The sequence below is a fragment of the Dethiosulfatibacter sp. genome, assembly GCF_983023055.1.
On the sequence record NZ_CEZJXU010000014.1, the window covers coordinates 1 to 12,846 of the forward strand.

At 36.5% G+C, this 12,846-nt stretch carries 10 protein-coding genes; 4 read left to right on the forward strand and 6 right to left on the reverse strand.

The window, feature by feature from the left end; genetic code table 11:
* Nucleotides 1-277: 277 nt before the first annotated feature.
* The 3 genes from AC3AX0_RS01430 to rarD all read left to right on the forward strand — a co-directional run bounded on the left by AC3AX0_RS01430 (nucleotide 278) and on the right by rarD (nucleotide 3,655).
* Nucleotides 278-1,480 carry an aromatic amino acid lyase gene (locus tag AC3AX0_RS01430; protein WP_487548520.1) on the forward strand — a complete coding sequence of 401 codons (1,203 nt, stop codon included), beginning with the start codon at nucleotides 278-280 and terminating at the stop codon, nucleotides 1,478-1,480.
* Nucleotides 1,481-1,488: 8 nt separating this feature from the next.
* Complete coding sequence (locus AC3AX0_RS01435; RefSeq protein ID WP_487548521.1) at nucleotides 1,489-2,589, forward strand: aromatic amino acid lyase; 1,101 nt, start codon at nucleotides 1,489-1,491, stop codon at nucleotides 2,587-2,589.
* Between the two features lie 157 nt (nucleotides 2,590-2,746).
* Nucleotides 2,747-3,655, forward strand: coding sequence for an EamA family transporter RarD (gene rarD / locus AC3AX0_RS01440; RefSeq protein ID WP_487548522.1), 909 nt, complete (start codon nucleotides 2,747-2,749; stop codon nucleotides 3,653-3,655).
* A 33-nt stretch (nucleotides 3,656-3,688) separates the two neighbouring features.
* Here rarD and AC3AX0_RS01445 read toward each other — a convergent pair whose 3' ends face one another.
* The 4 genes from AC3AX0_RS01445 to AC3AX0_RS01460 form a co-directional block, all read right to left on the reverse strand.
* Entirely contained in the window at nucleotides 3,689-3,991 is a 303-nt protein-coding gene (locus AC3AX0_RS01445) for a type II toxin-antitoxin system RelE/ParE family toxin (RefSeq protein WP_487548523.1), read from the reverse strand.
* A complete protein-coding gene (locus tag AC3AX0_RS01450; protein WP_487548524.1) occupies nucleotides 3,984-4,238 on the reverse strand; it encodes a type II toxin-antitoxin system Phd/YefM family antitoxin in 255 nt (84 codons plus the stop codon). The genes AC3AX0_RS01445 and AC3AX0_RS01450 overlap by 8 nt, the downstream gene beginning before the upstream one ends.
* 75 nt (nucleotides 4,239-4,313) lie before the next feature.
* Nucleotides 4,314-6,500 (reverse strand): M56 family metallopeptidase, encoded by a 2,187-nt coding sequence (locus AC3AX0_RS01455; protein WP_487548525.1) that lies wholly within the window; start codon nucleotides 6,498-6,500, stop codon nucleotides 4,314-4,316.
* Nucleotides 6,497-6,856, reverse strand: coding sequence for a BlaI/MecI/CopY family transcriptional regulator (locus AC3AX0_RS01460; protein WP_487548526.1), 360 nt, complete (start codon nucleotides 6,854-6,856; stop codon nucleotides 6,497-6,499). The genes AC3AX0_RS01455 and AC3AX0_RS01460 overlap by 4 nt, the downstream gene beginning before the upstream one ends.
* Before the next feature lie 157 nt (nucleotides 6,857-7,013).
* Between AC3AX0_RS01460 and AC3AX0_RS01465 the strand changes: the two genes are divergently transcribed.
* On the forward strand, nucleotides 7,014-7,997 hold the full coding sequence (locus AC3AX0_RS01465; RefSeq protein WP_487548527.1) for a Fic family protein: 984 nt from the start codon (nucleotides 7,014-7,016) through the stop codon (nucleotides 7,995-7,997).
* Between the two features lie 219 nt (nucleotides 7,998-8,216).
* On the opposite strand, the gene AC3AX0_RS01470 is transcribed toward AC3AX0_RS01465, so the two are convergent.
* On the reverse strand, nucleotides 8,217-9,269 hold the full coding sequence (locus AC3AX0_RS01470; RefSeq protein ID WP_487548528.1) for a Fic family protein: 1,053 nt from the start codon (nucleotides 9,267-9,269) through the stop codon (nucleotides 8,217-8,219).
* A gap of 124 nt (nucleotides 9,270-9,393) precedes the next feature.
* The coding region (locus AC3AX0_RS01475) for a hypothetical protein (RefSeq protein WP_487548529.1) at nucleotides 9,394-12,846 on the reverse strand (3,453 nt) is incomplete at its 5' end.

A 12,846-nucleotide genomic window follows, 5' to 3' on the forward strand; every position in this document is an offset into this window, starting at 1 on the left:
CCTTTTACGATGGCGGGTTAATCAAAAATTCTACTTACTCAGTAGACACTAATTAATCTCGGTATTTAGTTGCTAGTTATCAAATTTTTTTGATAACATTTGTCCATAACATGATTTCATCATATATCTACATTATATGCATATATTTTATGCATTGCAATTAAATTTATAGCAGTATCTGCATATATTTTTTGCATCATACTGTAGACCCCTTGAAACAACCGTTTTCAAACTTGGCACAATAATTGCTTAGTATATATACATAAGGAGTGATTACATGAAAACTACAATAATTAACTTTGATTTTCTTGCAAGCAAGATTAAATCAGATAAAAAACTGATTGATTCACACTATCCGGAATCAATAACAACTTTGACAATATACTTACTGGCAAAAGAATATTCAAATAATGAGGACCTGACTTCAGCGCTTGAAAAAAAAGCAGAAGGTAGCCTGCCGTCAATACCAGTAGTACTTGCAACTGAAACAGAACAGATAGACTTTATAATAGAAGCTCTAGGAGAACTGGCAGAAAAGGCTGACAATATAAAGAAAGCTCTTCACAAGGTACTTCCTGTAGCCTATGGAATCTACGGCAATGTAAAATCCATGATCCTCGCAAAGTCAGTGGACTTAAGCCTTGCTCTGAACCTTGAAGCAATAAGAGGAGAAAAAGGAGCTTTCGACCTGAGACTCCACCATATATCAAGACCATTCCAGCAACAGGAAAATTCTGCAGAAAACACTTTAAGAATCCTTGAAGATACTGAATTTGCAGATGACAAGGGAAGATTCGCCTTTGGATATGACACTCATCCAAGATGTCAGGATGCAATATCATTTAGAGCAGCACCACAAACTCACGGCGGTGCAAGAGATGCATTTGATTTCATGAAAAAAAGCATCGAAGGATATATGGAAAGTGATTTAGACCTTTCCACTCAGATGAGATATTCAACAGACATGGCTATAACAGCACTGGCAGGATTTGGAAATATTTCAGAAAGAAGAACTTTCAGACTCAATGATCATGATTTCTCATATGGACTTCCTACAAATCTCATATACAAGGATCCCGGATACAACCACGGTTTTGTAGTAGTTCAGGCAGTAGGTACAGCAATACTTGGTGAACTTAAGACACAAGCACTTCCTACGAGAGCAACTACAGACACCCGACTAAACAAGTCACTGGCATTTTCATCAGCAAAAAGAGTAGTTGACTCACTTGGACTATTGTCCAAGATAATCATGATTGAAACATTCATGTCATGTCAGGGAATCGATCTCGTAAAAAAAGTTCTTCCAGACCTTAAGCTTGGAAAGGGAACTGAAGCTGCATACAATAAAATCAGGGAAAGTGTAAAACTAGTTGAGTCAAACAGATACATAATACCTGAAATGAATGAACTCGACAGAATGATATTTACTGGCGAACTACTCTCGGCTGTTGAAAATACAGTTGGAAGTCTTAAATAGGAGGAGCTATGAACAAGGAAATTATTTATATAAACGGACATGACCTTGACATTGAAACTATAGTCAAAGCTGTCTCATCTAAAAATGTGGAAGTGAAGCTTGAAGATAAAGCAAGAGCATTCTGCACACAAACAAGAAACCAAGTCGACAAATGGCTTACTGGCGATGCTCCCGTAGTATATGGAATAAACACAGGACTTGGAAACATGAAGGATACTGCACTTCCTCCTGAAGAACATATAAGATGGAACAAGACCATCCCATATCCACATGCTGTAAATATTGGGAATCCATTGGATGAGAACATAACAAGAGCTACCCTTCTAATAAGAGCCAATGTACTTGCAAGAGGTTATTCAGCAGTTAGGCCTGCTCTTATTGACCGATATTTGGCAATCTTCAATTCAGGAGTGTCCCCTGTCATGCATGAGTTAGGCTCCACTGGACTAAGTGATCTTGCTCCACTTGCTGAAATGGCAATGTTTATCGCTGGCTTCAAGGAATCCGAAGCATACTACAATGGAGAAATCATAAATGCCCAGGAAGCCTTCAAAAAAGTCGGCCTTGCTGAAACATTTGAATTCGAATGCAAGGAAGTTCTTGCCACTATGAACGGTTCTACTGTAACTCAGGCAAATTCAGTACTTTGCTATGACAAGTTCGAAAAACTCTTTGACAGTATTTCCAAGGAAATGAAGGAAAAGGATGAAAATCTTTACCAGTCAATGACAAATACAATGGAATTCATGAAGTTCAATCTCAACAAGGAAAACAACGTAACCTGCGATAATCCAACACTCTTCGACGACCAAAATGGCGGATTCGAACCTGTAATGGGCTGCAACTGCTCAAACACCCAGATCGGTTATGTGATGGACCTTGTGCCGGTAATAACTTCAGACATTGCCAAGTTCATCTACAAGAACTGTGATGACGATGCTGTTGAAAAGGCTGCAAGCATAGTAACACTTATTGACCAGCTTGCAATTCCTGCAACAGCTGACAATATAGCAACAAAGGCAGGTCAGGAAGACCACGTGGAATTCAGCTACGGAGCTGCAAGGAAGGCGAGGAAGGCTACTGAATTGCTAGAGAGTATAATAGCCTAACATAAAACAAGCAACCATTGCCATGCAGGCTTTGGTTGCTTGTTCTTTTCATTCAAATTCAAGATTTCAAAAATCGAGCCAAATTTATTTGTTAACATACCTTTTCTCTGGTATCATTATAGCAGACATGAAACACAAACAATGAATCGAGGTGGATATGGATCGTAAACAATATATTTCAGGACTGATTTTTGGAACTTCTGCTTTCTTGTTATGGGGACTTCTACCCGTATACTGGAAACTGGTGGACGATATAAGTCCATACTTGATATTTGCACATAGAGCACTCTGGTCATTTGTATTTATGGTGATCTTATTGTGTATAACCAAGCGGATTTCAGAAATAAAACAGGCTTTATTGAGCCCAAAAACAATGAAAATCACATCCATATCAGCTATAATCATTTCAATGAATTGGCTGATATACATTTGGGCTGTAAACAACGGATATATAATAGAGAGTAGCCTGGGTTATTTCATTAATCCACTTGTTCTGACCGTATTCGGGGTGGCTTTTTATAAGGAGAAGCTGTCAAAATACGAATGGCTAGGAATTGGGTTCGCAGCACTGGGAGTCATCATCAAATCCTTATACTATGGCAGTGTACCAATCATAGCCTTACTGCTGGCAATTACCTTTGCATTGTATGGTTTGCTCAAGAAAAAATCGGAGTTGGATGCCTTGCTTGGTTTGGGAGTGGAAACTCTAATAATAAGTGTGCCATCTCTAATCTATGTATTACTGGCAGAATACCGTGGTATTGGCATAAGCAACAATTTTCCTGATTATTACTGGCCACTGATCATGATGAGTGGAGTCGTTACAGCTCTGCCATTGATTCTGTATGGAATAGGTGCAAAAAGATTGCCACTAACTATAGTGGGCTTTTTACAGTATATTGCCCCCAGTCTAATGTTAATTTTGGGGATATTTGTTTACAATGAGGAATTTACAATATTAGATTTCATACCTTTCGGAATGATATGGATAGGGTTAATGTTCTTCAGCTATTCCCAGTTCAAATTATTACTTAGGATGAAGGCTGTTGATAGTAAATCCGTATAGATTCAAAGAGCACAAAGGAATCCTCCCTTGTGCTTAAAGATCTCTTTTCGAGTATACAACATGAACAATAATAACTTGTTTTTTCTTTGTATCAACTCTATAAATGATAGTAAAATTTTTTAGAAAAATTTGTCTATATCCCTTATTTGCAAACATACCAATTTTACGTTCAGTACCACGATAAGGAAGTAGCTCTAAGGAGATTACTGCAGTTTCCAATTTCTCGACTAACTTTGATGCAGCATCAACATTCTGTAGTTCTAATGCAACATACTCATATATAGAATCAATATCTTCTAAAGCTTTTGGCTTTAACATCACATGATATTTATCCAAAATGCTTCCTCCTAAGAGAACTTAATGCTTCTTTTGCATCTATCAATTCCTTGTTATCATTCTCTGATTCAAGTATTGCTGTATCGATTTTATTAATGTCAATAAGTTGTTCATATGTTTCCATACTCATTACAACCATATCAGCATAGCCATTTTTAGTGATAAAAACAGGTTCTAATTCTGAATGACAAATTTCAGAAATCTCAGTAGTATTTCTAAGTTCAGTAATTGGTTTAATCTTCGGCATACAAGCACCTCCTTTGTATATTATTATAACATAATAATGTGCAATCCACAATTTCATCTACTGCTTCAAGTTTATCTAATAATTCTTTATGGAAAATTCAATCTCTCCCTTGTAATTATAAAGAGTTGCATCCTTTATTCCATTCTTCTTCAGATGCTTCAATAGGTTTTCTCTCTGAAGATCAAAAAGATCATCATAATTTCCATAATGTTTAAGTATTTCCTCTGCCAATCCTTTGATTTCTTGGCCAGATACAGGCATTTTACAATATTCACCTATGGAGGCTGCAAAGTCAGATCCATCCATTACCTGTTCATAGTCAACTAAGACAAATCCTTTTGACTTTTCTTTCTTATATGTAATGGCCGCAGGAATGACACCTCCACTTACCACTTCCAGTATATTGTCATAAAGTTTGTATGTTACGCTGTATGTAGTTGTAAAAACCTTGAGATATTCTTCTTCCTCATAGCTTGCGAATATCTTTGGTGCCACAACGGTAAATCCTCTATTTGGTTGAGATGACCTTTCCACTTCTGTAAAATATACCATTCCTTCTATAATATCCAATCCATCATAGGAATAATCTGGAAGTTCCTTATCCATTCTTATAGACAAGGCTTCATACCATTCCCTTGGTGACAGGGTATCATCATTCACATTGTTTCTAACTCCCAATATCTCCTTTGACAGTTTCATCATTATATGTTCCCGCAGACCTTCCTGATCTCCTGCCCGGAATTCATAGAGCATATAATCAAGTGCTTCATCACCAAGTTTCACAATATTTTGATATTCATCATCATGCGCATCCATATAGTCCTGTGGATTGGATGATTCCATAGGAGAGGACATTATTATTTCCAGATTTTTATCCACCATGGCTTTCACCTGGAATACACCAATTTCCATACCTTCTGCATCATCGGTCCTTTCGTCTTTGGAAACATTGGGAATTACATCTCCCCAAGGCTGTCCCTTCTCCAATATATACCCCTCCAGCTTTTCATATGTTCCATCAGGTATCTCATAGTATCTATACTTTTCCTTGCCGTCTCTGAAATATACCATGGCATATTTTTCATCGGAATAGAAACTGACAAAATACCCGCCGTCTAAATAGAGTCTTAATATAAATGATCTTTCATACGGTGAATCCACCTTTTTTTCTTTCCATTCATTTTGATTGAAAATTTCCAGCAGCTCACCTTCGGGACTTAAAAACAACCTTCCATTGTCTTCTGTCTCTGCAACAAGGCCGTCGCCTGTTCCTATTGATTTAAGAAACACATTGATGTTGAGCATTGAAAGATCAGGTTCATCATCCCTTGGATTTGATATTAGCACTGCTGCCGATATGGTCAGTATCAATACAGCCATGATAATTATCCAGAATCTGGGTCTTTTATAATTAAGTATATTTCTTATACGCGATTTCACATTACTTTCACCAAATGCAAGTGGAATAAACATTCCACTCTGTCTAGAGGAAATACTCAGCAATGTCTCCGAGTAATTCCTACGTATATCAGCTTTTGATACCTTCATAACACTTTCGTCGCAGGACATTTCCATATCCTTTACCATTAGATAAAAGGACAACCATATGATAGGATTGAACCAATGTATGGCAAGTGCTGCAAATCCCACTAGCTTGACCAAATGGTCATATCTTTTTACATGAATCTCTTCGTGCTTAATAATATAGTCACTTTCATATTCCGAAAGGCTTGTTGGAATAAAAATCCTCGGCTTAAAAAGTCCCAATACAAAGGGCGTTTGAATTCTATCTGTCTCATAAATATTGTTATCTACCAAGGTGGCAGTTGAAAGTTTGTATTTCAATTTAAAATAAGTAACCATTCCATATCCTACTAATATTACTATTCCAATTATCCAAACTAGTGACGCTATGTAAACCAGTACTCCCATTGGATTGACACTATCTGTAGGATTAACTGGTGGAATACTATTTTCAATGGAATCATTTGCAAAATTGTCTATTATTTCTATATTCGATTGTATTTCAGGGTTTTGTGAATAAACAATTTCACTGGATATTGTATCCGTATTTACAGGAATCATACTTATAGAGCTTTCAATTGTAAATGGACATAAAAGACGAAAAAGTACAATACTCCATAAAACATATGAAAATATCTTTGGTGCCTTTTTTAGCAAGAGTCTCACAATCATTACTACCACAGCAACAAAGGTTGCCGTTATGCTCATATTTAGAATTGATAGAAACAGGTTACTCATTTGCTTGCCTCCTCTATCATTTTCTGGATTTCTTCAGCTTCTTTTATAGATAGCTTCTTGTCTTTTAGAAATGTCGCTAAAAATGCAGGAAGAGAATTATCAAAAGATTTTTCCATCAGAGCTTCACTTTCATATTTTTGTACCTGCTCTTTATTGATTAGTGAGCTAACTATAGCATTTTCGTTTTTTAATAGTGCTTTCTCTGACATCTTTCTAATCATTGTATAGGTCGTGGACTTCTTCCAACCCAGTCTTTTCAAACATTCCTTGCTTAGTTCTGTAGAATTAACAGGCTCCAGCTCCCAAATAATTTCCATAAATTTATATTCTGCATCAAAAATATTGTAATTTTCCATAAATACCTCCTCAAGGTTTGTCGCGATAAACCATTTACGTAAAGTTTATCACAGTAAACCTCTTGTGTAAATAAAAACTCAAACCTCCTGAGAAATTTGGTTTCACATTACCGACTTGTACGGTATAATTAAAACAAGTATATTTTGGAGGTGTCCAATGGATTACAAACCACCTTTCACAATCAGTGAAAAGACAGTAACCCTAGTTGCTAATATTATGGAATTGGTTACTAAAATCACTTTAAGAGAAGTAGATGGAATCAACCCAAAACTTAGAAGAAATAACAGGATTAAAACTATCCAAGCGTCCCTGGCAATTGAAAATAATACCTTATCATTGGAACAAGTTACAGCAATTATAAATGGCAAGAGAATTCTAGGTCCGGGACAAGATATAAGGGAAGTCCAGAATGCTTATGAAGCTTATGAAAAACTGCTTGAGTTAGAACCATATAGTATCAATTCATTACTTACAGCCCATAACCTCTTGATGAATGATCTTACAAAAGAATCAGGTAAATTCAGGAGCGGTGGTGTAGGAATTTTTGCAGGAGAACAGTTGGTTCATATGGCACCTCCCGCACATTTGGTAAGGCAGCAGATAAAACAATTAATACAATGGAGCAAAATTTCAGAGATTCATCCGCTAGTAAAGAGTTGTGTTTTTCATTATGAATTTGAATTTATCCATCCTTTCACTGACGGCAATGGCAGGATAGGGAGAATGTGGCAGACACTGATACTTTATAAATGGAAAACAATATTTGGATGGCTGCCTGTTGAGTCACTTATAAAGGAAAGGCAGGACGAATACTATAAGGTATTAGGCGAGTGCGACAAAGCAGCAGATTCAAAAATGTTTATTGAGTTTCTTCTTCAAGGTATATATGATTCTTTGAGAAGTCTAGACCAAACCGAACAAGTCGGCGTACAAGTAACCGAACAAGTCAAGAAATTGATGGCTGTCATAGGTGATATGCCCATGAGTAATAATGAGCTGATGACTCTTGTCGGAATCAAGCACCGACCTACTTTTAGAAAAAATTATCTATTACCCGCCATTGAACAAGGACTAATTGAGATGACAATACCTGATAAACCTAATAGCAGCAAACAGAAATATGTAAAAGTTAAAGATTGATGATGATAATTACCTTGGCTTAGAGTGCTTTTATTTGTAGAAGATACGTTATTATTTAAAAACGACTTTTTACTCATTTTTCTTCCTCCTGATCATCATAGACCTATAAATCTACAATCAACTATTATCCCCCAGCGAAACAAATGCAATGAAAAACTATTCATCGCATTTATACTTACAAAATGAACGCACAGATTTCAATTCGCAGGGTTATTAGAATCATTTATCAACCTTCACATATGCAGTACTTCTTCCACCACCAACTTTAATTATATATCCTTCTTTCAATAGTGAAGCCAACGTCCTTTCAATAGTTGTTGTGCTTATATCTGGGCATAATTTACCGATTTCAGACTTACTGATTTTCCCAACTTTAGTATTAAATACATGTCTTATCCGTTCTGGTTTAGAAAATCCTTTGTTTCTTAATGTATCAACTCTTGAAGAAAACTCCCTATATGCAGCCAACACAACTCCAAGATAGTACTTCAAAAACTGTTTATAATCATTTTGGTTTTCATGCCAACCAATTGAACTTAATCTTAATGTTTCGTAGTACCTATCCTTAGATTTTTCTATTAGCCTTTCTATACTAATGTATTTACCTACAATATATTCGTTTTGATATAGTAAAAGTAAAGTTAATAGTCTACTCATTCTTCCATTACCATCATTGAATGGATGAATGCACAGGAAATCTAATATAAATACCGGAATAAGCAATAACGGATCTGCACTTTTTTTGTTTATAACTTCTATAAACTGATTACACATTACTTCCATAGTATTTTTTGTAAGATACGCAGGTACTGGCTGAAATCGAACTTTTCTTTCTCCATATTCATTCTTTTCTTCAATGATGTTATCTGAGTTCTTATAATTACCACCTATTGAACCGGAATTAAACATATACAAATCTCTGTGTAACTGTAGAATCACATTTGCTCTAGGGACGATATAATCATAATTTTCGTGAATTGTATTCAACACTTCTCTATAACCGGCAATTTCTTCTTCATTTCTATTTTTAGGTTCTGTTTTTTTTCCTACTAATTCATCTAACCTTTTATCACTTGTATATATACCTTCAATTCTATTAGATGCGCCGGTACTTTGAATTTTTGCTACTTTAATCATTGCTTCAAGTACATCAGGATAGGATTCCATGAATAATTCTTGTTTACCTCTATACTCATGAATTTCTGTAAGTAAATCTACAACTTCTTTATCATATATGTATTCTTCAATCTCGTTATAATTAAAAGACCTCATTCTGCACCTCCTCCAAGTATTCTGCATCAATTATACACTAAATGACGCAGAATAACAAATATGATGTAGAATAAATTGTTGATTATTCAACCCTAATGAAGACAATCTCCATCAGGTCATTTTTTTATATGAATCCCAGCTGGTCTCCGTCTCCAATCTCAAAGAGACTGCTTTCGATCATCTCCACTGCCTGCTTCTCGTCCTTTGCTATCTTTGCTTCAAGATGCTCCCTTGAACTTCCAGCTTCCCTTATTACCCGGAGGGAATATATGAGTTCAAACTGGTTGGTTATTGCACTGGTGTTTATATGGGTGAAGCATATGAGTTGTGTATTGTAGGTTTTAGCTATCTTGAAAAGAGGCTCAAGAAGGTGACCCGACGATACGGGTCCAAATGGATTGTCCATGACTATAACCTTTCCTTGCTGCTTCTTTCCAATCTGGAATCCTCTGGTATAGCTCATGAGAGAAATGAATAGCACGAATACGCTAACGAAGACCTCTCCTCCCGAAGTCTTGCTCACATCCTCCCAGGATATTCTCGATATGTTGTTTTGCTCGATCTTGGAAATATTGATCCGGATGTTCTTAAGAGGCACATACTGGTCAAATATCTGTTCAAGCTTCAAATGGCTGTCCAGGTATTTGTCCAGGTCTGAAACATCATCACTCTCAATTTTGCTCTTTGTCCTTCTGATCACTTCCTTCAAATGGTTTTCGACATGGGATGTATCAAGATTTTCCTTCTTTGGAAGCTTGATATTCATCATCTTGTGACGCTTTTCGTCAATCTCAATATATGAATGTCTGTCTATGTCATCCAGCTCGTCATATACATCAGACACCCTGGTCAATGCAAATTTGTAGAGGGCAGTTGCCTTGTCTTTCATTGTCTTAAGGTCCGCTTCATACTTCTTCAAGGTCCTGTCAATGGATTCCCTTGTCTGAGAAAGAACTCTCTTAACGAAATCATAACGATAGATATTGTCCCCGTTCAGCAGATTCCTAAACATGTTGCCTAAAAGCTCATTGCTGCTGTAATCTCCACATAGCCTGTCATATAAAATCCTTATCTTATCCACAATATCTCTTCTGTTTGACTTGATTCCATTGGTCTTTTTCACAATATCTCCGCATAGTCTGTCAATATCCGCTTCACTGGTTCCAATGCCGTATTCATTTGACTGAAGGTCCTTTAAGTTATCTCCTGCAACATCCTTAAGCCTCAACATTGAATTGTCAGACTTCATCTTTATGTTCAGATATTCCTTTCCCGATTTCTTGAATTCATCGATTTCAGCTTTCTTTTCCCTTATTCTCTTCTTGAAATCCACATCTATTAGCTTTTCCCTTGGAAAAATCTCTTCTCGTCTGTACCTTTCAAGTATGGCTTCCCTGAATTCATTGCATTTTTTCTGTCTATCATGAATTATACCCTCTTTGGATGATATGCTCTTGTCCTGATCTGCAATCTTCTGTCTCAGTATCTTTACTTCTGCATCAAGTATCACAAGGCGCTCCAAATCATATGATATGTCTATATAGTCCTCTTCAACAAACCCGAGTGATTTCAGTTCAACTTCATTCTTCTTCATATATTCTGAATATGTTCCTATGAGCTTTTTAATGTCTTCTATGTCACCGCTCTTTTTCTCATGCTCTTCATATCTTCCTTCCAGCTGGTCTATGGATTCCATGAACAGTTGGTGCCTTTCCAGGGTCTCACTGTTCCATTTCTCGGATTCCGATATAGCCAGGGCAGTTGTTTTGTTTTCTAGCTTCTCAATTCCGGATTTTTCATCGGCAAGTTTCCTGTTCAGGCCATTGATTCTTTCTTCAAGCTTTTCAAGGGACTTTTTGAGGTCGTCCAATTTGCTTTTATTTTCCTTGAGCTTTTTTCTTACTCTGCTTCGTTCTTCCCTGTTGGTTGTATAACTTTTATATTCCTTCTCAATGTCCAGATAGTGTATGATAATTTTTTCAAGAGTCTTGAGCTTTTGATCTATTTCTTTCATTTCCGAGTCCATTTCCTTCAATGAATCATTGATTTTTTCAATGGCTTCACTGTTGGCTTTCGTTTCACTTTCCAGCCTTTCAATTACCTCCTTAAGTCCCTGGACTGAATGTGTCAGTTTCTCGAAAGAGTCACTATCATATCTGGATATGAAATCTTGATATCTGAACATGACATTTCTTATGGTTTCAAGACTGTTTCTGATTACTTCACTGCTAGTGTCAATATTAATTAGACGATCCTCATATGAGTCTACCTTGCTTTTTACATAGTCAGCTTCCAGCAGCTTTTCATCAAAGGAAGTATGAAGAAGCAATCCGTCCTTTTCTATATTTGTATGATCATTTTCAATGATACCGGATATGAATTGATAGCTTACCATGGGGATTACTCTTTCAATATTGTAGTTTTTCGAAGCCTCCCTGAATCTCAGAAGATCATTCTCCTCAACTATAAGAGAATATGGCAATATTTTCAGATATTCTGCGTGAAGGGACCTGGGAAGTTTTTGACCTTCATAGTCCAGGAGCCACTTATATCCATACTGAAAACCTATGCTTTCCTTGTCGAGGAAATCCACAAACTCTTCAGGAAGGGAATACAGCCGTCCAGCCTTTAGGCTTTCACCTGCCTCCATGACCATTGATTTCTCCAATGTCAAATGACTGAGTTCAGTCTCCTTTTCACTGACAATCAGACTCAACTCCTGGACAAGAAACTCATTGTCATGAAATCTTTCCTCGTCAAATCCGTAAACCCTGACTTCTTCAAATACGCTAGCATACTCCTTATTATAATCATGGAGTCTTGTTTCAGCCTGCTTAAGCTGTTGAGTTAAGGAAGACTTTTCGATTTCCTTTTCATTGTTGTCTTTTTCAAGGGACTTGATTTTTTTCACTGCATTGCCGGATTCCGAATCAAGGGACCTATTTCTGTCAACAAGATCATTCTTCTTTCCATCAAGGTCATCATTGTAGTTTCTTAATAAAGAAGGTTCATAATCATCAGTCAGTGGATTTTTATTCCACTTAAAGTCCCTGTTTCTTTCATTCAATTCCTTGACCTTGTCATCAAACTGCCTTATGAGAAGGTTCTTTTCAGTTTCTTCTGATTTTATACTGTCAATTTCAAGAGCATGCCTTTCAATGTCTTTGGAATTCTCCTTCTTCTGAATGATCAGTCCTTCCTTTTCAATTTTCAGATTACTGCTTATTTTTTCCGATTCCTTTTTCAGCTGATTGTATTTTTCCTGAAGAATCCTTGCAATAAATTCAAACTGCTCTTCATCCTCATCTGCCATTCTCTGCTTAAGCCTTGCCTGCTCTCTGTCAATCTTTGATTTATCTTCCTTGATTAAGCCATGAAGTTCTGCAGCCTTTTGACATTTCATGTCGTAGTCGGCACCATCACATTCCTTTTTAAACTTTTCAAGTTCTTCAATTAGAACTTTGCATTCTTTTTCGATTTCCTTGATTCCATCTATGTCTGAATAGTATTTATAGCATTCTTTCTCGAATCCGATATTCCTTATTTCTTCCTCGTTTAGCAATATACACTCTTCTGC